Below are 21946 nucleotides of genomic sequence, written 5' to 3'. Positions count from 1 at the left end.
ACGTCACCACAGGAACACCTGCTCGGGTCCACCAAGTGGGAGATCGCCCTGCGAGAAATCGATGACCTCTCGGGCACAATTCAGTACGGGATGGTGCTCGCGGACGCCGGATATGGCGTCAATGCGGCACTCCGGCGAGCCCTTACGGCGCGTGGCCTCCGTTGGTCGGTTGGGACCATGAAGACGCAGCGTGTGTCTCCCGCGCACGTCCGCCTGATTCCGATTCCACAACATTTCCGAGACTGTCCTCCTCGACATCCAACGCCTTCAGAGGAGACCGAATCTATTGAGGCGGTTCTCAGTCGGAAACGCTGGACACGGGTCATGTGCCGCCATGGCACGAGAGGACCACTGATCGGCACGTTCGTAGCGACGTATGTTCGATTGGCGGACGGCACTGGACCACTTTGAAGGCCAAAGCTGGCAGAGCTTGCACCATCACGGCGTCCTCTGCTTGGTGGTCTTGCTCTTTCTGCAACGGCTGCGTCTATCACAACCTGATGGTTTGTTCGGAGAGATGGTGCCACCGATTCGGAGGGAAATCGCCGGGGAATATCCCCAGCGATCCAGTGCCCCTCTTGGATATTGTTCGTGCTGCACAGCTGTATTCAGTGGACCCTGAATTTCCCCGAAGTACAGCTAAGAGATGGAAAATATGACATGCTCCGCCTCGACCACAGCTGAAGCGGAGCAGTTTTTACAAACCTTCAGCGAACCACGATATTGATGATCCGGCCCGGAACGTAGATCTCTTTGACGATGATCTTGCCCTCGATGAACCGGGCGACGTCAGGATTGGCTTTTGCGGCCTCCAGAGCCTCCTCGTTCGTGGCGGTTTTGCTGATCGTGACCTGCCCGCGCACTTTGCCGCTGACCTGCACGCCCATGGTCACGGTGTCTCGTGTGGCGGCCTGTTCGTCCGTGGCAGGCCAGGACTGGGCGTGGACGCTGCCGGTCCCGCCGCGTTCCGTCCAGATTTCCTCAGCGATGTGCGGAACAATGGGGGCCAGCATCAGGTTGAAGATGTTCAGCGCTTCGTCCCAGGCGGCCGTACCGAATGCCGGAGCGCGCTTGGCCTTGACCAGGGTGTTCGTCAGTTCCATCAGTGCGGCGACGATGGTGTTGAAGCTCAGGCGGTCAAAGTCCCCAGCGACTTTCTTCAGGGCGCTGTGCAGGGCGTAGCGCAGGTCCGCTTCACTGACCGTCTCGGCCGGGCCGACGGTTTTCTCCTCGAAGTACAGGTTCCACACGCGGCTCAGCCACTTGGCGGGGCCATTGATGCCCTGCGGGTCCCACGGGCCGCCCAGTTCCCACGGGGCGATGAACATCAGATACGTGCGGACGGTGTCGGCGCCGTACTCGCGGACCAGGTCGTCAGGGTCCACGACGTTGCCCCGCGACTTGCTCATCTTTTCGTTGTCCTCGCCCAGGATCATGCCCTGGTTACGCAGCCACGCGAACGGCTCGCTCTGGGTGGTCAGGCCCATGTCGCGCATGACCTTCGTCCAGAAGCGTGAGTACAGCAGGTGCAGGATGGCGTGCTCAATCCCGCCGGTGTACAGGTCCACGGGCAGCATGCCTGCCTTCGCCGGGTCGAAGGGATGCTGATCGTCCTGGGGGCTCAGGAAGCGGTACATGTACCAGCTGGAGTCCACGAAGGTGTCCATGGTGTCCGTGTCCCGTTCGGCGGGGCCCCCGCAGACGGGGCAGGTGGTCTGCGTCCACTCGGTGTTCAACTTCAGGGGACTCTGGCCGGTTGGGGTGAACTCCACGCTGTCGGGCAGGCGCACCGGCAGCTGGCCGGCCGGGACGGGTTGCGCGCCGTGCTCGGCGCAGTACACGATAGGAATCGGGGTGCCCCAGTACCGCTGGCGGGAGACCAGCCAGTCACGCAGGCGGTACGTGGTTTTCGCCTTTGCGATGCCCTGGGCTTCCAGGCGCCCGACGATCGTGGCGATGCTGGCCTTTCCGCCGGGCAGGCCGTCGAATTCACCGCTGTTTACGATGACTCCCTCACCCGTGTACGCTTCCGTGGCGTCGGCGGGCATGGGGTCGTGGCCCTGGGGACGGATGACTTCGATGATGTTCAGATCGAACTTGCGCGCGAAGGCGAAGTCCCGCTCGTCGTGGGCGGGCACCGCCATGATGGATCCGGTACCGTACGTGACCAGCACGTAGTCCGCCACCCAGATCGGCAGCTGGTGTCCGCTGATGGGGTGCGTGGCGTACGACCCGGTGAACACGCCGGTCTTGTCGCCGCTGTCCTGCTGGCGTTCCACGTCCGTCTTGCGGGCGGCGGCGGCCACGTACGCCTCGACCACGTCGCGCTGTTCGTCGGTGGTCAGGGCCCTGACCTTGCCGTGCTCGGGGGCCAGCACCATGAAGGTGGCGCCCATCAGGGTGTCAGGGCGGGTGGTGAAGACGGTTTCCGGGCCGGCAGGGGTGGCGAAGGTCACTTCTGCCCCCACGCTCTTCCCGATCCAGTTCGTCTGCATCAGGCGGACCTTCTCAGGCATGTCGGTGTGCGTGAAGTCCAGCAGTTCGTCGGCGTACTCCGTGATCTTCAGGTACCACTGGCTCAGGTTGCGTTTTTCTACGGCGGTGCCGCAGCGTTCGCAGTGGCCGTTCACGACCTGTTCGTTCGCCAGGACCGTCTGGTCTTTCGGGCACCAGTTCACCAGGCCGTCTTTTTTGTAGGCCAGGCCGCGCCGGAAGAACTCAGTGAAGAACCATTGGTTCCAGCGGTAGTACTCCGGGTCGCACGTGGCGAACTGCCGGGACCAGTCGATCATGGTGCCCATCCGCTGGAACTGCCCGGTCATGTGCGCGATGTTGCTGTGCGTCCACTGTGCGGGGTTCAGGTTGTTCTTGATGGCGGCGTTCTCGGCGGGTAGGCCGAACGCGTCGAAGCCCATGGGGAACAGCACGTTGAAGCCGCGCATGCGCATCCAGCGCGCGCGGGCGTCCGGCGCGACGTTCGCGTACCAGTGCCCGATGTGCAGGTTCCCGCTGGGGTACGGGAACATCGTCAGTGCGTAGAACTTCTCGCCCGGCGCATCCTCGTTGAAGATGTACAGGCCGCTTTTTGCCCAGGTGTCCTGCCACTTGCCTTCAATGGCGTGGGGGTTGTAGCGCTCCATGCGCGGTTCGGTGATGCTGATGCCCTGCGTGTCGTCAGTCTGCGTCATGAGGTACTCCTTGGAAAGCAAAAAAATCGCCCCGGCACGCAGCCGGGGACGCCCGAATCTGAACCTGACGGTCAGTCGAGTCGTCCCCGGGTGGTAAGCGCAGAGCGGATCATGCCGCCCAGCATACTGCAAGCGGCCCTACCCGTCACCCGGTGTCTGCTCCGGGCCCTGGGTTCAGTCCCGGCCCACACGGCTCAGGGTCACGAACGTGCCCTCACCCTGGTGCGCCGCGGTGTACAGCACCCGCTCCTGGCCGCGTGTCAGGATGGCCTCCACCTGCACCCCGTCATCCGGCAGGGCCCGCAGCACGGTGAACCCCCCGGCCAGCAGGGGCCGCATCAGGGTGTCCGGCGCCCAGCCGGGCAGCGTGAACTGCTCCAGTCTGGCCCGGCCGGCCCGGACTTCCGCTCGCACGGTCCGCGATTCCGGGCAGGACGCCGCCACGCCCGCCGGGATGGGGGAGAGGCCCCACACCAGCCCCGCCTGCTCGAAGCAGTACAGCGGGCCGCGCCAGCGCGCGCCGGTCTGCCACCACCCGGCCGCCCCGGCCACCAGCAGCACGAACGCCAGCCCTGCACCCCATACGGAAGAACGCATGACGCGCAGCCTACCGCAGGCCCAGCCGGGCCCACAGGGCCAGCAGACCTACCAGCAGAACCGGCGGCGTGAGCTTCAGGCCGGCGCGCAGGTACTCCCCCCAACCCACATGGATGCCGCGGCTGCGGAGGACGTGCAGCCACAGCAGCGTGGCCAGACTGCCGACCAGGTTGAGCTTCGGGCCGATATCCGCGCCGACCACTGCCCCCAGGGCCAGCGCCTGCCGCGCCGGGCCGCCCACACCGCTTCCCTGAATGCCCAGAATGGCGGTCAGCAGGGCCGGCAGGTTGTTCAGGCCTGCGCTCAGCGCCGCGGCACTCAGGCCCGACGCGAGGACGGCGCCGCCCGTGCCGTGCGCCGCCCACCCCGCCAGCCACGCTCCGTATACCCCGGTGACTCCCGCGCTTCGCAGACCGTACACGACGGTGTACATGGCCAGACTGAACGCCACCACGTTCCACGGAGCCGCCCGCAGGACCGCCCGGCTGCCCACGTTCCCGCTGCGCGCCGCGACCACCCACACCACCAGCGCGCACCCGCCCACCACCGCACTCAGCGGCAGGCCCAGGTCCTGCGCCAGGAACGCGCCAGCCAGCAGCAGCGGCGTGACCAGCCACCCGGTACGGAACACCCCCCACGACCGCACTGCGGACGCCGGGGTGGGCAGTGCGCTCAGGTCGTAACGGCGCGGCAGGGTCCGGCCGTACAGCAGGTGCAGAACCCCCAGGCACGCGCCGACCACAGTGAGGTTGACCGGAACCATCACGCCCGCGGAGGGTCCGAACCCCAGGTGAAAAGCGTCCGCAGTGAGGCTGTTGGTCAGGTTGCTGATGGTCAGGGGCAGGCTCGCGGCGTCTATCACGAAACCCACCGCGAGCGCCAGCGTGAGCGTCGCCGCGCGGCTCACCTTCAGCGTCGCCGCGACCTCCAGCACCAGAGGCGTGAGGATCAGGACGCCACCGTCATTTGCAAACAGGGCGGCCACCACCGCGCTGAACACGATCAGCAGCGACAGCAGCCGGCGGCCGCTGCCACCCCCCCTGCGGGCCACATGCAGCGCCGACCAGCGGAACAGCCCCGCGGCGTCCAGCAGCAGGCTCAGCACGATCAGGCTCACCAGTGTCAGCGTGGCGTTCCACGTCGCAAGCCACAGCAGTGGCAGGTCCGCCAGGCGCACCACGCCACTCGACAGGGCCAGAACCGCACCCAGGGTGGCCGCGCGGGCGGCGCCCACTCCCCGCGGCTGTCACACCACCAGCGCCACGGTCACAATCACGATCAGCACCGCCGGCATCTGCGCCACGCTAGAGCGCCGGGCCGCCCCGAACCCCGGCCCGCGCTGTCCGGAGGCCCTGACGAACCTGGGGGCGGGGTGTCAGGGAAAGCAGCGCTCCGCGGGGCTGCCATTCCCGTATGCTGCGCCCACCATGAACCGAATCGTGACGCGGTGGCTGCCGCGCCTGCTGGGTGGACTGCTGGCCTTGGTGGCCGTCCTGGCGGGCCTCGTCTACGCCCTGACTGACCACCCCGGGCCTGTACAGGCGGCCGATCTGACCTGCCCGGCCACAGCACCGGCCCTGCGGCCTGGGCAGGACGTGCGGGTGCTGAGCTGGAACGTGCAGTACCTCGCGGGGCGCGGGTATGTGTTTTTCTACGACACGCTGGCCGGGGACGGCCCGGACGCCCGGCCCACCGCCGCAAGTCTCGCGCGGACACTGGAGGAGGTCGTGGGCGTGATCCGCGAGGAGCGTCCGGACCTGGTGCTGCTGCAGGAGGTCGACCGGGACAGCCGCCGCACGGACCGGCAGGATCAACTGGCGCTGATTCAGGCGCGGCTGGGCGGGGTGTACCCGTGCTCGGCCACCACCTACTACCACCGCGCGGCGTTCGTGCCGCACCCGAAGATCATGGGGAAGGTCGGCCTGAGTCTGAGTGCCTTGAGCCGCTACCGCATGTCATCCGCCACGCGTTACCAGCTGCCCCGCATCTGCGGAGATCCGGTCACGGTGGCGTTCAACTTCAAGCGGGCGGTCCTGGGCGTGACGCTGCCGGTACAGGGTGGGAAGCCGCTGACCGCGTTCCAGACGCACATGGACGCGTTCGCGCAGGGGTGCGACACGATGGGGCGGCAGGTGGCGTTCGTGCAGGACCTGCTGGGACGCACGCCGGCCCCGTGGGTCATGGCGGGGGATTTCAATCTGCTCGGGACCCGCGGTGCGTACGACCGTCTGCGGGCCCGGGAGCGGGCGTACTTCAATCCCCGGACGGAGCTGACTCCCCTGATGGAGCGCTACGCGTCGTTTCCCAGCCGGGCGCAGATTGATTCCGGGGACACGCGGTTCATCACCCATTTTCCGAACGACCCGGCGGTCGGGAAGCCTGACCGGACCATCGACTATTTCTTCTACTCGCCCGGCCTGAAGCGCGCGCAGGAACGGGTGCGGCAGGACGAGCCGAAAATCAGTGACCACTACGCCATGCTGACCACGCTCACCCTGCCGTGAAGGCCGGAGGGGTGATGGATGGGCACAGCCCCTTCCATCACCCCTCCGGCGCCGGGGTTACTCCTGACTGGTGATGAACGGCAGGTTCCGGTCGAACTGCGCGCGGTCCAGGCCGTACCCGTACACGAACGCATCCGGAATGGTGAAGCCCAGATACTCCACGGGAATCTCCACCTTGCGGCGGCTGGGTTTGCTGAGCAGCGCCGCGATCTTCAGACTCTTCGGACCGCGGCCCTCCAGGTAGTGCAGCAGGTAGTTCATGGTGATGCCGGTGTCCACGATGTCCTCCACCAGAACCACGTGCCGGTCACTGATGGGAAACTGCAGGTCCTTGATGATCCGGACCTCGCCGCTGGACTGCTTGGCATTCCCGTACGAGCTGGCCTGCAGGAAATCAATGGTGCAGGGCAAGTTCAGGGCGCGCACCAGATCCGCGTGAAACATGAACGCGCCGTTCAGAACGCAGATGAGGTGCGGTTCCAGTCCCCGGTAGTCCTCGCGGATCTTCGCGGCAATTTCGTGAATGCGGGCCTGCAGTTGTTCCTGCGTGATCTGGACGGGACCGGTGCCGGGGGCGAGACTCATAGACCCGTAGGCTAACACGCCCGCCCCGCTCCGGGCGCCCCCGCGGTATGCTCGCGCGGATGTCTGTTCCTGACCTGACTGGCCTGCCGCTGACCCTGAACCGCGTGCCGGGCGTGCTGGGCCGCATCGTGCATGAACGCGCCGCCGACTACCAGGGCGCCGACCCGGCGCTGGGCGCCGCCCGGCCTCCGCGCCGGGCGTTCGAGGCGGCGCTGCGCGCCCCCGGCCTCACCTTGATCGCGGAGGTGAAGCGGGCCAGTCCCAGCCAGGGGGCCATCGCGCCGCTCGACCCCCGGGACGCCGCGCGCGCGTACGAGGCGGGCGGGGCAGGCGCCATCAGTGTCCTGACCGAACCGCGGCACTTCGACGGAAACGCACAGGCGCTGCTGGACGTGGTGAGCGCCGTGACCCTGCCGGTGCTGCGCAAGGATTTCGTGGTGCATCCCGCCATGCTGCGCGAGGCGGCCGAGTGGGGCGCGGCCGCGGCCCTCCTGATGGTCAGTGTGCTGCACGAAGCCACCGCCGCTTACCTGGACGCCGCCCACCACCTGGGCCTGGACGCCCTGGTGGAGGTGCACGATGAGCGGGAACTCGATGTGGCGCTCGCAGCCGGCGCGCGGATCATCGGCGTGAACAACCGCGACCTGACCACGCTGCACATCGACCTGGCCGTCAGCCCGCGCCTGATCCGCCGGGCCCGGGACGCCGGGTTTACCGGCGTGCTTGTCGCCGAGAGCGGCTACCGAGCCCCCGGTGACCTCGCGCCCGTGCGGGGCCTCGCAGACGCGGTGCTGGTGGGCAGCAGTCTTGCGGGCAGCGCCGACCTGACCCGCGCGGCCCGGGACCTCATGACCGCGCCTTGAGGGCCACCCTGACCTTCCTGGGCACCGGCGACAGCAAGGGCGTGCCGCGCTTCTGGTGCAGCTGCCCTGTGTGCACCGAGGCCCGTACGGGCAGCGTGAACCGCCGCGGGCGCACCGCCACGCTGCTGCGTACAGGGGACAGGGCGGCGCTGCTGGACGCCGGACCGGACACGCACGCCGCGCTCGCCCGCCTTGACGGTCCGCTTGTGCCGGACCTGGTGGTGCTCTCGCACGCCCACAATGACCACATCCTGGGTCTGGGTGACCTGCTGGACTACGTGAGGTACGCGCAGGGCCGCCTTCAGGTGTACGCTCCGGCCGAGGTGATTCCCGCCCTGCGCGTCCGCTTCCCCTACGCCTTCACGCACAGCGACCCGGTTCTGGCCCTGCCGGACGAGGGCGTGAGCCTGGGGGCTGTGCGCGTGCGCGCGTTCCGGGTGCCGCACGGTGCGAACGGGCACAGCCACGCCTTCCGCCTGGACGGCCCCGACTGGACAGGCGCGGTCATCACCGACGCCCTCGACGTGCCCCCCGGCACCGCAGCCCGGTGGCTGACCGGCCTGGACCTGCTGGCGCTGGGCACCTCCTTTGAGGACGAATCCGGTCAGGCACGCACAGGGAGAAGCGTGTACGACGTGCGCGAAGCCCTGGAACTCCCCTGGGCCCGCTCGGCGCGGCAGGTGGTGCTCACGCACCTGTCGCACGGCGTGGACGTGCGCCGCACCCACCTGCTCCCGCCGGGCTGGACCTACGCGAGTGATGGCCTGACCCTGTCCCTCACCGCCGGACCTGCACCTTTGGCAGGGCGAAACTCACGCCCCCGGTCCCTAGACTGAGCGCCGATGACCGTGGCCTCCCACCCCCCCCGCTACCTGCGCTGGCTGATCCTCGGTGGGGCGCTGCTGCTCCTGGTGGGTACCGCCCTGCTGCCCGACGTCCGCGCCTTCCTGATCCGCGCCTACGCCGCGCTGAGCAGCACCGACCCGGGCGTCACGCAGGTGTTCGTGGATGACCTGGGCTGGGGGGGGCCGCTGGCCCTGATTGCAGGCTTCGTTCTTCAGGCGGTGCTGCCGGTCCTGCCGGCCCTGGTCATGACGGCCGTGACCGCCCGCGCGTACGGCCCGTACGAGGGGTTCCTGATCGTGTACGCCGGGACGCTGCTGGGCGCCGCAGCCGGGTATGGCCTGGGCCGGCTGCTGGGCGACACGCTGGTGCGCACCCTGGCCGGCGAGCGCGCGCGCCGGGCGGCGCACGATTTCGCCCGGCGTTACGGCCTGCAGGGCGTTCTGATGGTGCGCCTCATGCCGATCCTGTCGGCCGACGTGATGAACCTCGTGGCCGGTGCGGCCCGCATGCGTTTCCGGCCGTTCATGCTGGCCACCGCCGCCGGGGCGCTGCCGGTCACGGCGCTCGTGGTGTGGCTTTCCGGCAGCGGCGAGCGGCTCCTGTGGGGCGTGGGCATCCTGTCCGCGGCCGTCGGGGCGGTGGCCGCCGGACGCTGGCTGATCGAGCGTCACCGTACGGCCCGCACCCTCGGGTAAACTGAATGCCCGAAGTTCACCCCTGGCGGTGAATACGGGAGGCTCATGACCAGACAGAATCAAGACGCGCCGGCGTCCGCGTACGAACGCGCGGGCGTCAGCATTGACGCGGGGCACCGCGCCGTGGAACTCATGAAGGGCGCCGTGGCCCGCACCCACACCCCGAACGTACTGGGCGGCCTGGGCGGGTTCGGAGGGCTGTTCCGCGCCGCCTTCGGCCACATGGAAGACCCCGTGCTGGTCGCCAGCACCGACGGCGTCGGCACGAAAACCAAGGTCGCAGTCCGCACCGGCAAGTACGCCGGGCTGGGCGGCGACATCGTCAACCACTGCGTGAACGACATCCTGGTGCAGGGCGCCCGGCCCCTGTTCTTCCTGGATTACGTCGCCATGGGCCGCCTGCTGCCCGAACGCGTGGCCGAGGTCGTCACCGGCGCCGCCCAGGCCTGCGAGGCGCTGGGCGTGGCCCTGCTGGGCGGCGAAACCGCAGAGATGCCCGGCGTGTACGTGGAAGGTGAACTGGACATCGTGGGCACCATCGTGGGCGTCGTGGACCGCCCGCGCCTGATCAACGGCAGCCGCATCCAGCCAGGAGACACCGTGATCGCGCTGCCCAGCAGCGGCCTGCACACCAACGGCTTCTCCCTGGCCCGCCTCGCCCTGGACGACCTGGACTGGGCGGAAGCCCGCGCGGACCTGCACGGCCAGACGCTCGCGGACCTGCTGCCCGTTCCGCACCGCGCGTACCTGCACGCCTTCGCCACCCTGGAAGGCGGCGGCATGGACGTGCGCGGCATGGCGCACATCACCGGCGGCGGCCTCGTGGACAACCCTCCGCGGGTGTTCCCGCAGGGCGTCGGCATGCAGATCGACACCGGCAGCTGGACCGTGCCGCCCGTCTTCGAGCTGATTGTGCAGCGCGCCCAGGTCACGCGTGACGAAGCGTTCCGCGCGCTGAACATGGGCGTGGGCTTCCTGTTCATCCTGCCTGCCCAGCAGCAGCAGGCGGCACTGGACCTGCTGCGCGCCGCGGGCGAGCAGCCCTGGGTGATCGGCCGCATGACCGTGGGTCAGGGTGTCACGTTCACCGGGAGCGCCGTTTGACCAAGCGTCTCGCCCCGACCGGGTTTGCCGCGCCGGACCGCGCCACCGCCACGGAATTCTGGGTGGTGCGGCACGGCGAAAGCACCTGGAACGCCGACGGCCGCTACCAGGGTCAGGCGGACGTTCCGTTGAGCCCGGTGGGCGTGCTGCAGGCCGCCAGCCTTGCCGAGCGCCTCACCGGGCAGCAGTTCGGCGCGGTGTACTCCAGCGACCTGACCCGCGCCGCCCGCACCGCCGAGATCGTCGCCGAGCGCCTCACCGGCCCGCCGCCCGTGCAGCTGGATCCGGGCCTGCGCGAAATCGACGTGGGCGAACTGTCCGGCCTGGTCATCACAGAGATCCGCGAACGGTACCCGGAGTACCTCTCGGCCCTCACCACCGAACCCTGGAGCACCCGCCGTCCGGGCGGGGAGAGCATGGAGGACCTGTACGCCCGCAGCGGCGAGGCGTTCAGCGCCATCCGCCGCCGCCACCCGGGCCAGCGGGTGCTGGTGTTCACGCACGGCGGCGTGGTCCGCGTGGCGGTGGGCCTGGCCCTGGGCGGCGTGCCCGCGAACGCCTGGGCGCGGCTGAGCGTGGCGAACACTTCCGTGACGCGCGTGCTGCTGGGGGAGGGCAGCGGCATGCTGCTGGGCTTCAACGACGACGCCCACCTGGAAAGCCTGCTGGACGCCACCGAAGCGGACGACGTGCTCGGCCAGGCCCCCTGAACAGGCCCCCGCACGCTCCCAGCGCGGCCCGCCCCACCCGGCGGGCCGCAACGTTTGAAGGCCAGAATGTCCTGACGGGTGTGCCAGAGCGTCGCGGTCTCACCCGCCGCCCGGCCTGGGTTCGCGTCACTGCTCTCGGTCGGGGCTCTCGTTCAGGGGGTTGGGACCCGGTGCAATCGTGCACCGCGTTCCGCGCCGCGCCGGGCGGCGGGGTCCGGGACGACACTGGGGGCATTGCCCGCGGTGCCAGGCGCCCCGGAACGCCCGGCCGCGCCCCTTTCCCCTGCGGCGCGAGGTACACCATGACTGACTCCCGCCTGTCCGCTTCATCTGCCCGCCTGCCCCGCATCATTCAGGGAGGGATGGGTGTGGCCGTGTCCGACTGGTCGCTGGCACGCGCCGTGTCGGCCGCCGGAGAACTGGGCGTGGTGTCCGGCACCGGCATCGACACGGTACTGCTGCGCCGCCTGCAGGACGGCGACCCGGGCGGAGAGATGCGCCGCGCCCTGGCCCGCTTTCCGAACGCGCCGCTGGCGCAGGCGTGTCTGGACCGTTACTTCCGCCCTGAGGACCGGGCGCCCGGCGGGGCGTACGCGCGCATTCCGCTGCCCACTGCCGAGCGGCACCGCGAGGCGTGGGTGATGACCCTGCTGGGCAGTTTCGTGGAGGTAACCCTGGCCCGCGAGGGCCACGAGCGTCCCGTGGGCCTGAACCTGCTCACGAAATTGCAGCTGCACACCCTGCCGGCCCTGTACGGCGCGATGCTGGCCGGTGTGGGCACGGTGATCATGGGCGCCGGCATTCCCCGTGAGATTCCCGGCATCCTGGACGCCTTCGCTGCCGGGCGCCCCGGCACGCTGAAACTGGACGTGAAGGGAGGAGAGCCCGTCACCCTGACTTTCGATCCGGCCGAGTTCGGGCTGCCCGCGGCGGTCCTGCCCCGCCCGAACTTCTACCCGGTGGTGTCCTCGCACGTTCTGGCGGGTGTCCTGGCGAAGAAGGCCAGCGGTCCCGTCCAGGGCTTTGTGGTGGAAGGACCAACCGCAGGGGGGCACAACGCCCCGCCACGCGGCGCCCTGACCCTCGATGCCCGGGGCCAGCCGGTGTACGGCGAGCGGGACGCCGCGGATCTGGGCGCCATGCGCGCCCTGGGCCTGCCGTTCTGGCTGGCGGGCGGGTACGGCGGTGCCGGCGGCCTCCGGGACGCCCTGGCGGCTGGCGCGGCCGGCATTCAGGTGGGGACGCTGTTCGCGTACGCCGAGGAATCCGGGCTGCGCGCGGACCTGAAAGGCGCCGTCCGTGCCCAGGCGCACGCCGGTCAGCTGGACGTGCTGACCGACCCGCTCGCCTCACCGACCGGCTTTCCGTTCAAGGTGGTCACCCTGCCCGGCACGCTGTCCGAGCCGGAGGTGTACGCCGGGCGGGAGCGGGTGTGCGATATCGGGTACCTGCGCGAGGCGTACCGCACGCCGGACGGCAGGGTGGGCTGGCGCTGTCCGGCCGAGCCGGTCGACGCGTACTGCGCCAAGGGAGGCGCGCAGGCTGACACGCTTGGCCGCAAGTGCCTGTGCAACGCCCTGATGGCCGACGCCGGGTATGCACAGACGCAGCGGGGCGCGCAGGTCGAGCCGGGCCTGCTGACCAGCGGGGACGGCCTGAACGACCTGAGTCACTGGCCTGAGGGCGGGTACCGCGCCGCGGACGTGCTCCGCGTCCTGCGCGGCTGAACTCCCCTCACGGTGCGTGCGGTAGGGTGGGGCACCATGCAGCCTCGTTCACCACGTTTCACGCGGGGAGCGGCATGACCGCCCGCCCTGTGCCGCCCGCCGGTCCGCTCCTGGACCGTTACCGCGCCGGGGATCTGCGCGCCCTGGCCCGCGCCGTCACCCTGGCTGAGGCGGGCCTGCCGGCCGCCCGGCCCCTGCTGCGCGCCGCCCGGGAGCAGGGTGCGCGCGCCGTGGTGCTGGGCGTGACTGGCAGTCCCGGCAGCGGCAAAAGTACCCTCTCGGACGCCCTGATCGCGCAGTTGCGTGCCCGCGGGCAGCGGGTCGCGGTGCTTGCCGTGGATCCCAGCAGTCCGTACAGTGGCGGCGCGATCCTGGGCGACCGGATCCGCATGCTGCGCCACCACGCGGACGAAGGGGTGTTCGTGCGTTCCCTCGCGAGCCGTGGCGCGCTGGGCGGCCTGTCCGAGCGGACCATGGGCGTGCTGGCGCTGATGGAAGGTGCCGGGTTCGACTGGGTGATTCTGGAGACCGTGGGTGTCGGTCAGTCTGAGGTGGACGTCGCGGCCGCGTGCGATCACACGCTGCTGGTCCTGACGCCCGCCGGCGGGGACGGCGTGCAGGCCTTCAAGGCGGGCATCATGGAGATCGCGGACGTCATCGCGGTGAACAAGGCCGACCTGCCGGGGGCGGACCGCACCGTGCGTGAACTGATGGCCGCTCAGGGCCTCGGCGCGCACGACGAGCACACCTGGATGGCGCCCATCCGCAAGACCATCGCGTCAAAAGGCGAGGGCGTGGAGCGCGTTATTGAGGCCGTTGAGGCCCACCGCACGCACCTGGGTGAAGCGGGGTTGCAGCGCCGCCGGGAAGCGCGCGCCGCGTTTGAGGTGCGGACGCTGGTGCAGGAGCGCCTGCTGCGCCGCGCGCGGGAGGTCAGCGGCGACCTGTATGCCCGCGTGGCCCGCGGGGAAATGGACGCGGACGAGGCCGCCGACCGGCTGCTGCTGGGTGAGGCGTGAAGGCCCGCACCGCGGCCGGTGGGCTCTTTGCGTTCCTGGTGGTGCAGCGCCTGCTGGAGTTGCGCTTGGCCCGGGCGAATGAACGGTGGGCGCGCGCGCGGGGCGCCGTCGAGTCCGGGCAGGAACACTACGCGCTGTTTTTCGTGCTGCACCCCGCGTGGATGCTCCTGACGCTCGCGGAAGGCCGCGCGAATGCCGGGCGTGTGAACGTGCCGGCGCTGCTGCTGTTCGTGCTGGCGCAGCCGCTGCGGTACTGGGTGATCCGCACGCTGGGCCGCTACTGGAACACCCGCATCCTGATCGTGCCCGGCGCAGAGCGGGTGACGGGCGGGCCCTTCCGGCTCATGAAACACCCGAACTACGCGGTGGTGGCGCTGGAGATTGCGGCCGCGCCCCTGGCGGTGGGGGCGTGGCGTACGGCCGCGCTGTTCACCCTGCTGAATGCCGCGCTGCTGCTGGGCCTGCGCATTCCTGCCGAGGAGCGGGCGCTGGCGGAGTACGGCCGCACGGCACGCTGAGCGGCGTCAGGCGGACGGCAGGAAGCGCCGTTCGAACACCAGCCCGGAGGGGGTGTCGGCCAGCACCACCGGGCTGAGGAGGGGCACGCCCTGCAGAGACAGGCGCACGTGTCCGGGCGCGTCGGTGCGGATCACCGCGGCCGCGACCGCGCCCACGCGCCACCCCTGGTGGGCGGCGAGATGCATGGCGCGCAGTTCCGGCAGGCCGTCCGTGACGTCCAGGCTCACGAGCGCGGCCTGCACGCCGTGACGGCCCGCCTGAATCTCCCCCGGCGTCTGGAGCGCCGACCCCTGAAGTCGGTCACGCCCGTCGGCGTCTGGGGTGGCCCGCACGAACGGCAGGCCGCGCAGGGCCTTCAGGACCCGCGTGAGGTCCTCCGCGCCGGGCAGCGCGATCAGGACGTCCACGTCGGGGAGCTTCACGGTGAAGTACTCGGCGACTTCCAGGAGTTCCTGCCGGGTGAGGTGATTCAGCCGCGCCCGCACGCTCTGCGCACTGGGGAGCGCGTGCGCTATGGCGGTCCGGAATCCCTCAATCATGATTGACTATACCGGCGGTCATCTCACAGCGTTCTGACAGGCGCGGCTCGCCCGGCGGGACGCCCCACACCAGAGGTCTTCCCCCGCCGCAGTAGGGTGCAGGACATGCAGGCCAGCGTCACCTCCACCGCCGCCCGGCACGCCGCTGCCATCGCCGTGGCCGTCACCGCCGGACATTTCATCAATGACGCGTACAGCGCCATGCTCACCCCGCTCACCCCCGCCCTGCAGGCCAAGTACGGCGTGAGCATCGCCGCCGTGACGTTTCTCTCCAGCGTGTACTCCCTGACGAGCAGCGTCCTGCAGCCCCTCCTGGGAATCCTGGGCGAACGCATTGACCGGCGCTACGCCGCCGCGCTGGGCCCGCTGATGACCGGCGTGGGCCTGACCCTCATGGGTTTCGTGCCCTGGTTCGGGGGCCTGGTGCTGCTGGTCGCCGTGGCCGGCTTCGGAAGCGGCTTCTTCCATCCGGCCGGCGCGGCGTACGTCGCGCAGCACAGTCCGCCCGACAAGCGCGGCCTGTGGGCCAGCCTGTTCAGTGCGGGCGGCACGGCCGGCATGGCGCTGGGGCCGGTGTTCGCCGGGGTGGGCCTCCCGCACCTGCCGTGGTTCGCCCTGATCGGCCTGGTGATTGCCGCGGTCACCTTCGCCGTGACGCCCGGCGGGGTGCAGAAGGCCCGGCGCGTCTCCCTGGCTGAGTACGCCGGCATTTTCCGCGGGCCGCTGGTGTGGCTCTGGGCCATGGCCGTCCTGCGGTCCCTGGCCAGCATGGGTTACAACGCCATGCTGCCGTTCATGATGCTCGCCCGCGGCTTCGGGGCGCGTGAGGTCGCGATCACGCTGGCCGTGTACTCCGTGGCGAGCGCAATCGGCGGCATCATCGGGGGGCGTCTGAGCGACCGGTACGGCCGCACCGCGGTGCTGCGCGGCGCGATTCTCAGCACCATTCCCTTTTTCGCCGCGCTGATTCTCTCCAGCCCCGCCCACTGGTGGTTCTATCCGCTGACGTTCATCGTGGGGGCCGCCGTGAACGCCAGCATCCCTGTCGGCGTGGTCGCCGCGCAGGAGTACGCCCCCGGCCACGTGGCGGTGGCCAGTTCCATCATGATGGGGTTCTCCTGGGGCTTCGCGGGCCTGCTGGTGTTCCTCGTGGGCGCCCTGGCAGACGCCACCACGCCGACCACCGCCGCGCTCACGAGCCTCGCGCTGCTGATTCCCAGCGCCCTCATCGCCGCGCGCCTGCCCGAACCCCAGAAAACCCGGTTCGACTGAACTGAAGGCAAGAGGGCGCAAGAGGCGGGCGCAGGTTATTCAGGCTGTGCCCGCCACTCGCTGGGCGACAGGGTCCGGCTCCGCCGTGTTGCCCGGCGTTCGCCTGGACGGTGCGGCGCTGGGGCGTGACCCCGGCCTGCAGACGCCACACGGGACCGGGGCGACGAGAGGCCATCAGACCGGGGTGACCTCACGCGCCTCGTGGGCGCGCACGGCATTCATCACGAGGACCAGAGCCCGCTGGCGCAGGGCCGGGTCGGGAATATTCACGCTGATGATCAGCTCATCGGCCCCGGTGTCGCGCGCCAGGGCGCACAGGCGGGCGGCCACGCTGGCCGGGTCGCCGATGACTGCGCGCCGGCGCAGGCTGTCGGCCAGCGCCCGCTCCTGAGTGCTGTACGGGTAGGCGCGGGCTTCGGCCACGCTGGGGTACGGGGCGCTCTCGCCGCGGGTCAGGCGCAGGAACATCAGGCCCAACGGCAGGCTCAGGTCCTCGGCTTCCTCGGCGGTGGGGGCGGTGACGACGCTGGCAGCCACCAGCACGCGCGGCTGTGGGAACGCCGCGGACGGCTGGAAGGCCGCCCGGTACGCGTCCGCGGCGGCGCGGGCCTGGGCGGTGTCCGGGTTGATGTGCCAGGCGAAGGCCAGGCCTGCGCCCACGTGCGCCGCCACGTGCGCTCCGTAGCCGCTGCTGCTCAGGATCCACAGGGGCGGGAACAGCCCCTCGCCGGCCGGAGCGGCCACGGTGCCCGCGAACGGGTGCCCGGCCGGGTACTCGCCGGTGCCGAAGGCCATCAGGTCCGCGAGCTGCCGCTCGAACGGTTCTTCCAGAAGTCCCGGCGCGCCGCGCAGGGCGCGGGCGGTGCGGCCGTCGGTGCCGGGCGCGCGGCCCAGGCCCAGGTCTACCCGGCCGGGGGCGAGGGCCGACAGCAGCCGGTACCCTTCGGCCACGCTCAGGGGGGCGTGGTTGGGCAGCATGACTCCGCCTGAGCCGAGCCGGATGCGGGTGGTGCGCTGGGACGCGGCGGCCAGGACGGCCAGGGGAACGCTGGAGGCCAGGGCGCCCATGTTGTGATGTTCGGCCACCCAGTAGCGGTGGTAGCCGAGGCGCTCGGCCTCCGCAGCGTACGTGAGGGCGTCTTCGACCGCCTGGGGCGCGCCGGTGCCCAGGGGGACGGGCACCAGGTCAAGCACGGACAGGGGCAGCGCACGGGAACCGGTCATGCGGGGCAGTGTGCGCCTGCCGGGGTGGGGAGATCTTGCTGCGCGTTACGAACACGCGCCGTGCCTGCGGGTTCTCTGGGTCCGTGGGGGAGGCGGAGCACACTTCTTGACATTTAGTCGGCTTATAGATAATCTGTATGCAGATCAAAAGGAGAACCTATGTGGAACGAACAATTTACCGCCACGAGCACCGCCGCGCCTGAACGCCTCTACGCCCTCTGGGCCGACGTGACCACCTGGCCCGCATGGAATGCCGACGTGACCCGCGCCGAGCTGCACGGTCCTTTCGCCACGAACAGCGTCATTCACATGACCACCGGCGACGGCACCCTCGAACTGCGCCTCGCCGACGTCCGCGCGAACGAACAGTTCACCGACGAGGTCCTCATGGACGGCCTGACCATCCGCACCACCCACCAGCTCCAGCGGCTGCCCGGCGGCCACACCCAGGTGACCTACGCGCTGCAGATCACCGGTGAGAACGCCGCGCAGGTCGGCCCGGAACTGGGTCCCGCCATCACGCACGACTTCCCCCAGACCATCGCCGCACTTATCCGCCACGCTGAACAGTAATGCCGCTCGAACCCGGCAACAGCCCAGGTTTTCTGCTGTGGCACGCCACGTTGCGCTGGCAGCGTGAGCTGGCGGCCGCGCTGGACCCGCTCGGCCTCACCCACGTGCAGTTCGTCCTGCTGGCCTGCGCGTGGTGGCTGAACACGAAGGGCGTGCAGCCCAACCAGCTGACCCTGTCCCAGCAGGCAGGAATTGACGTGAAGATGACCTCACAGGTGCTGCGCGCCCTGGAAGACAAGGGGCTGATCGAGCGGCACACCGACCCGCTGGATACGCGCGCCAAACGACTGCACGTGACAGACCGGGGCGCCGCGCTTGCCCCGCGCGCCATCGAGGTGGTCGAGCAGGTCGACCACGCCTTCTTCCACCCGGCGCTGTCCGCAGGGAACCTTCAGTTCCTGCGGGAGCTCGCGCGGCACGGCGAGCGCTGAGGCCCCGAGCCGGGCCGGCGCTCGCCTAGCCTTCTGTCACCCGGCGCCGGTTTGCCGGAGGGGGCCGACCCTATCCTGTGCCCTATGAGGGTGCCCCTGTGAACAACGACATTCCCGTGCAGGCCCTGGGCGGCCAGGGCGAGATCATGGCCCACGCGGTGGACGCCTGCGTGCACTGCGGTTTCTGCCTGCCGGCCTGCCCCACGTACGCCCTGCTGGGCGATGAGATGGACAGCCCGCGTGGCCGGATCGTGCTGATGAAGGAGGTGCTGGAAGGCCAGCTGCCCCTTATGGACGCCGCGCCGCACCTCGACCGCTGCCTGGGCTGTCAGGCGTGCGTCACCGCCTGTCCCAGCGGGGTGCCGTACGGAGAACTCATCACGGCGTTCCGCGGCTGGAGCGAACCGCAACGCGACCGCAGCGTCTTCGACCGGGCCAAACGCTGGGCGATCCTCAAGGCCCTGCCCGCCCCGAAGGTCTTCAGCGTGGCCGCCCGCGCCGGACAGTTCGCCAAGCCACTGGCGCCCGCACTGCCAGCGGCGCTGCGCGGCCCGCTCGATCTGCTGCCCGAGCGGGTGCCGGCCCTGCAGCCCAGCCCGGCCTTCACGCCTTCACAGGGCCCACGCCGGGGACGCGTGGCGTTCCTGGTGGGGTGCGCGCAGCAGGCGCTCGCCCCGAACTTCAACGCCGCGACCCTGCGCGTGCTCAGCCGCAACGGCATCGAGGTCGTGATTCCTGAAGGGCAGGGCTGCTGCGGCGCTGCGGCGCTGCACACCGGGGCGCGTGAAGAAGCACTGAAACTCGTGCGGGCGAACCTGAACGCCTTCCAGCCCGAGGAATTCGACGCGATTCTCTCCAACGCGGCCGGGTGCGGCGCGGGACTCAAGGAATACCCGGCGGTGCTGCACGGCGAGAGCGACGAGGCGCGCGCCAGGGCCTTCGCGGCGAAGGTCATGGATATCAGCGAGTACCTGAACGCCCTGCTGCAGAGCGGCGACCTGGCCCCGCCCATGCCGGCCCGCCGCCCCCTGAACGTGGCGTACCACGACGCCTGCCACCTCGCGCACGCGCAGGGCGTGCGAGCGGCGCCTCGCGCGCTGCTGCGCGCCATTCCAGGTGTCAGCGTTCTGGAAGTTCCCGAGGGGGACCTGTGCTGCGGGTCCGCCGGCACGTACAACCTGGAGCAGCCGGAACTGGCCGGTCAGCTGGGACAGCGCAAGGCGCAGAACATCCTCTCCACCACACCGGACCTGATCGCCAGCGGGAACATTGGCTGCCACACGCAGATTCAGAGTCATGTGCGCCGACAGGGAAGTCCCGTGCCGGTCATGCACACCATTGAGGTGCTGGACCTCGCCTACCGGGGCGAACTGTGAGGCGGCAGGTGAAGCCGGAGAAGCAGGCGCTCACGACCACGTCCCGCGCGCCCAAACCTGCCTCAGCCGGAGGCTCCCACAGCGCCCTGGCCGCAGAGCTGACCCGGCTGCTGGGGCCGCGCAGGGTCCTGTCGAACCTGTCCGAACGGCTGAACTACCGGTACGACGCCATTCAGTTCGGCGCGACGCCCCTGGCCGTGGTGCTGCCGGAATCGACGCAGGACGTCATCACGGCCGTGCGGGCGGCGCGCGCGGCGGGCGTGCCCATCGTGGGCCGCGGCGCCGCGAGTGGCCTGTCGGGCGGCGCCGCGCCGCTGGAACCGGGACTGGTGATCTCGTTCACCCGCATGACCCGCCTCTCGATTCACCCGGAGCGGCGCGAGGCGACCGCCCAGGCGGGCGTCGTGACCCTGGCCGTGAGCGAGGCCGCCAGACCGCACGGGCTGATCTACCCGCCGGACCCGGCGAGCCTGCGCACCAGCACCATCGGCGGGAACCTCGCGGAGAACGCGGGCGGCCCGCTGTGCTTCAAGTACGGCGTGAGCGGCGATTACGTGCGCGCCCTGGAGTTTGTGGACGCCGACGGCGGCGTGCATCACCTCACGCGGGACGCCTTTGATCTCGCCGGGCTCCTCATCGGTTCGGAAGGCACGCTGGGCCTCATCACGGAAGCCACGCTGCGCCTGATTCCCCCGCCGCGTTTCACCCGGACCCTCATGGCGCACTTCCCGGAAGTGGGCGCCTGCGCCGAGGCGGTCAGCCGCGCCATTGCGGCGGGCGCAGTGCCGAGCAAACTGGAGTTCATGGACCGCGCCTGCACGAACGCCGTGGAGGACTACCTGCACCTGGGCCTGCCGCGCGAGGCGGAGGCCGTGCTGCTTGTCGATACGGACGGCGAGGACCTGGACACCGTTCAGGATGAACTGCGGCTGGTGGAGGCCGCGTGCCTGGAGGCGGGCGGCACGGTGCGCCGCGCCGCCACCGACGAGGAGGGCGCGGCCCTGTGGCGCGCGCGCCGCAGCGTCAGCCCGGCGCTGGGCCGCATCCGTCCTCAGCGCATGAACGAGGACATTGTGGTGCCCAGGTCGGCGCTGCCGGAAGTGGTGCGCGAGATCCGCGCGCTGGGAGACGCCAGTCCGTTTCCCGTGGTGCAGTTCGGGCACATCGGGGACGGGAACCTGCACCCGAACATCCTGTTCGACCCGCGCCGTGAAGACCCGCACGCCGTGCATGACCTCGCGCACCGGATTGCGCTGGTCGCCATCCGGCACGGCGGCGTGCTGAGCGGCGAGCATGGCATCGGCAGCATGAAACGCGAGTTCATGACCGACGCCGTGGACCCCGAGACGCTCGGAGCGCTGCGCCGCGTGAAACGCGCCCTGGACCCGCACGGCGCCCTGAATCCCGGCAAGATCCTGCCCCTGGAGGAGGCCCCACATGCCCATCCTTGACCTGTCGCCCGGCGACCAGACCGTTACCGTGACCGGCGACACGCCCCTGATGAGCGTGTACGCCGCGTTGCCCGCAGGACTCTTTCCGCCGTTCCCGCCGGTGCACCTGCCGGGCGGCGTGGGCGGCCTGATCCTGCGCGGCGGGTTCGCCCAGACCTTCCCGTTCGCGTCGGACGTCCTGGGCGTGACCTTCCGCGCGCCGGGCGGCCGCGTGATCCGCGCCGGCGGCCGCACCGTGAAGAACGTCCAGGGGTACGACCTGACCCGGCCTTTCGTGGGCAGTTTCGGTCTGCTGGGTGACCCGCTTGAGGTCACGCTGCGCCTGCGGCCGGGGCTCAGCCACGCTCACGTGGTGCACCCGGGTCCGCTGGCCCCGTGCGCGGCGCGCTTCACCTGGGCGGCGCCGGACGGCACGCACGTCATGCACTTCGGGCACGCGCGGGAGGTGCAGCAGGCCGTGACCTGGCCGGGCGCACGTCCTGTCACGGCCCCGCCCGAGTACGCGCCGCTGTTTCCCGCCGGTATGGGCGTAGGGGAGGGCGGACCGCTGCGGGACCTGCGCTTCGCCTGGGCCGACGGCGCGCCGCTGCCGGAACCACCGGCCCTGTTCCGCACGCTGGCCGCGAGTCTCTGACCCGGCCGCCGGGACGCCGGGCCGCAGAACGTGCATGGCCGGGCAGATGCGGCCATGACGGTTTTCGCTATGCTATAGGGCGTGCTGAA

Annotated in this window: 21 protein-coding genes and 1 pseudogene; 16 read left to right on the top strand and 6 right to left on the bottom strand. The window is 70.3% G+C overall.

Features of this window, described 5'->3' with window-relative positions; genetic code table 11:
* Nucleotides 1–6: 6 nt before the first annotated feature.
* Nucleotides 7–622, top strand: a pseudogene (locus LAJ19_RS22050) (transposase); the annotation flags it as partial.
* 85 nt (nucleotides 623–707) lie between these two features.
* Here the strand turns inward: LAJ19_RS22050 and leuS are convergent.
* From leuS to LAJ19_RS07480, 3 genes are all read right to left on the bottom strand, one after another.
* Nucleotides 708–3188, bottom strand: coding sequence for a leucine--tRNA ligase (gene leuS, locus LAJ19_RS07490; RefSeq protein WP_225475159.1), 2481 nt, complete (start codon nucleotides 3186–3188; stop codon nucleotides 708–710).
* A 174-nt stretch (nucleotides 3189–3362) separates the two neighbouring features.
* Nucleotides 3363–3785 carry a hypothetical protein gene (locus LAJ19_RS07485; protein WP_225475158.1) on the bottom strand — a complete coding sequence of 141 codons (423 nt, stop codon included), beginning with the start codon at nucleotides 3783–3785 and terminating at the stop codon, nucleotides 3363–3365.
* Nucleotides 3786–3795: 10 nt separating this feature from the next.
* Entirely contained in the window at nucleotides 3796–5019 is a 1224-nt protein-coding gene (locus tag LAJ19_RS07480) for an ArsB/NhaD family transporter (protein WP_225475157.1), read from the bottom strand.
* Nucleotides 5020–5212: 193 nt separating this feature from the next.
* Here LAJ19_RS07480 and LAJ19_RS07475 point away from each other — a divergent pair, with 193 nt between their 5' ends.
* Nucleotides 5213–6289 carry an endonuclease/exonuclease/phosphatase family protein gene (locus LAJ19_RS07475; RefSeq protein WP_225475156.1) on the top strand — a complete coding sequence of 359 codons (1077 nt, stop codon included), beginning with the start codon at nucleotides 5213–5215 and terminating at the stop codon, nucleotides 6287–6289.
* Nucleotides 6290–6346: 57 nt separating this feature from the next.
* Here the strand turns inward: LAJ19_RS07475 and hpt are convergent, their stop codons facing one another.
* Nucleotides 6347–6874, bottom strand: a complete 528-nt coding sequence (gene hpt, locus LAJ19_RS07470) for a hypoxanthine phosphoribosyltransferase (RefSeq protein ID WP_225475155.1) — start codon at nucleotides 6872–6874, stop codon at nucleotides 6347–6349.
* A gap of 59 nt (nucleotides 6875–6933) precedes the next feature.
* Here hpt and trpC point away from each other — a divergent pair, with 59 nt between their 5' ends.
* From trpC to LAJ19_RS07430, 8 genes are all read left to right on the top strand, one after another.
* A complete protein-coding gene (gene trpC / locus LAJ19_RS07465; RefSeq protein ID WP_225475154.1) occupies nucleotides 6934–7737 on the top strand; it encodes an indole-3-glycerol phosphate synthase TrpC in 804 nt (267 codons plus the stop codon).
* Nucleotides 7734–8573 carry an MBL fold metallo-hydrolase gene (locus LAJ19_RS07460; RefSeq protein WP_225475153.1) on the top strand — a complete coding sequence of 280 codons (840 nt, stop codon included), beginning with the start codon at nucleotides 7734–7736 and terminating at the stop codon, nucleotides 8571–8573. The genes trpC and LAJ19_RS07460 overlap by 4 nt, the downstream gene beginning before the upstream one ends.
* Nucleotides 8574–8579: 6 nt before the next feature.
* A complete protein-coding gene (locus tag LAJ19_RS07455) occupies nucleotides 8580–9278 on the top strand; it encodes a TVP38/TMEM64 family protein (RefSeq protein WP_225475152.1) in 699 nt (232 codons plus the stop codon).
* 45 nt (nucleotides 9279–9323) lie between these two features.
* Nucleotides 9324–10382 carry a phosphoribosylformylglycinamidine cyclo-ligase gene (gene purM, locus LAJ19_RS07450; RefSeq protein WP_225475151.1) on the top strand — a complete coding sequence of 353 codons (1059 nt, stop codon included), beginning with the start codon at nucleotides 9324–9326 and terminating at the stop codon, nucleotides 10380–10382.
* Nucleotides 10379–11092 (top strand): histidine phosphatase family protein, encoded by a 714-nt coding sequence (locus LAJ19_RS07445; RefSeq protein WP_225475150.1) that lies wholly within the window; start codon nucleotides 10379–10381, stop codon nucleotides 11090–11092. Before purM ends, LAJ19_RS07445 begins: the two co-directional genes overlap by 4 nt.
* 302 nt (nucleotides 11093–11394) lie before the next feature.
* Nucleotides 11395–12819 (top strand): beta/alpha barrel domain-containing protein, encoded by a 1425-nt coding sequence (locus LAJ19_RS07440; protein WP_225475149.1) that lies wholly within the window; start codon nucleotides 11395–11397, stop codon nucleotides 12817–12819.
* A 74-nt stretch (nucleotides 12820–12893) separates the two neighbouring features.
* Complete coding sequence (gene meaB / locus LAJ19_RS07435) at nucleotides 12894–13838, top strand: methylmalonyl Co-A mutase-associated GTPase MeaB (protein ID WP_225475148.1); 945 nt, start codon at nucleotides 12894–12896, stop codon at nucleotides 13836–13838.
* Nucleotides 13835–14356, top strand: a complete 522-nt coding sequence (locus LAJ19_RS07430; RefSeq protein WP_225475147.1) for an isoprenylcysteine carboxyl methyltransferase family protein — start codon at nucleotides 13835–13837, stop codon at nucleotides 14354–14356. Before meaB ends, LAJ19_RS07430 begins: the two co-directional genes overlap by 4 nt.
* A 6-nt stretch (nucleotides 14357–14362) precedes the next feature.
* Here the strand turns inward: LAJ19_RS07430 and LAJ19_RS07425 are convergent, their stop codons facing one another.
* Nucleotides 14363–14896, bottom strand: coding sequence for a hypothetical protein (locus LAJ19_RS07425; RefSeq protein ID WP_225475146.1), 534 nt, complete (start codon nucleotides 14894–14896; stop codon nucleotides 14363–14365).
* 105 nt (nucleotides 14897–15001) lie between these two features.
* Between LAJ19_RS07425 and LAJ19_RS07420 the strand changes: the two genes are divergently transcribed.
* Nucleotides 15002–16168, top strand: a complete 1167-nt coding sequence (locus LAJ19_RS07420) for an MFS transporter (RefSeq protein WP_225475145.1) — start codon at nucleotides 15002–15004, stop codon at nucleotides 16166–16168.
* Nucleotides 16169–16342: 174 nt separating this feature from the next.
* Here LAJ19_RS07420 and LAJ19_RS07415 read toward each other — a convergent pair whose 3' ends face one another.
* Entirely contained in the window at nucleotides 16343–17392 is a 1050-nt protein-coding gene (locus LAJ19_RS07415; protein ID WP_225475144.1) for an LLM class flavin-dependent oxidoreductase, read from the bottom strand.
* Between the two features lie 159 nt (nucleotides 17393–17551).
* Between LAJ19_RS07415 and LAJ19_RS07410 the strand changes: the two genes are divergently transcribed.
* From LAJ19_RS07410 to LAJ19_RS07390, 5 genes are all read left to right on the top strand, one after another.
* Complete coding sequence (locus LAJ19_RS07410) at nucleotides 17552–17965, top strand: SRPBCC family protein (protein WP_225475143.1); 414 nt, start codon at nucleotides 17552–17554, stop codon at nucleotides 17963–17965.
* Nucleotides 17965–18396, top strand: coding sequence for a MarR family winged helix-turn-helix transcriptional regulator (locus LAJ19_RS07405; RefSeq protein ID WP_225475142.1), 432 nt, complete (start codon nucleotides 17965–17967; stop codon nucleotides 18394–18396). Before LAJ19_RS07410 ends, LAJ19_RS07405 begins: the two co-directional genes overlap by 1 nt.
* Before the next feature lie 98 nt (nucleotides 18397–18494).
* Nucleotides 18495–19772 carry a glycolate oxidase subunit GlcF gene (gene glcF / locus LAJ19_RS07400; protein ID WP_225475141.1) on the top strand — a complete coding sequence of 426 codons (1278 nt, stop codon included), beginning with the start codon at nucleotides 18495–18497 and terminating at the stop codon, nucleotides 19770–19772.
* Between the two features lie 8 nt (nucleotides 19773–19780).
* Entirely contained in the window at nucleotides 19781–21223 is a 1443-nt protein-coding gene (locus LAJ19_RS07395) for an FAD-binding oxidoreductase (RefSeq protein WP_225475140.1), read from the top strand.
* Entirely contained in the window at nucleotides 21210–21857 is a 648-nt protein-coding gene (locus LAJ19_RS07390; protein WP_225475139.1) for an FAD-binding oxidoreductase, read from the top strand. The genes LAJ19_RS07395 and LAJ19_RS07390 overlap by 14 nt, the downstream gene beginning before the upstream one ends.
* The last annotated feature ends 89 nt before the right edge of the window (nucleotides 21858–21946 follow it).

The organism is Deinococcus taeanensis, from assembly GCF_020229735.1.
Lineage (GTDB): Bacteria > Deinococcota > Deinococci > Deinococcales > Deinococcaceae > Deinococcus > Deinococcus taeanensis.
Note: the sequence above shows the minus strand (reverse complement) of the source record. Positions and strands in the feature narration are given on the sequence as shown.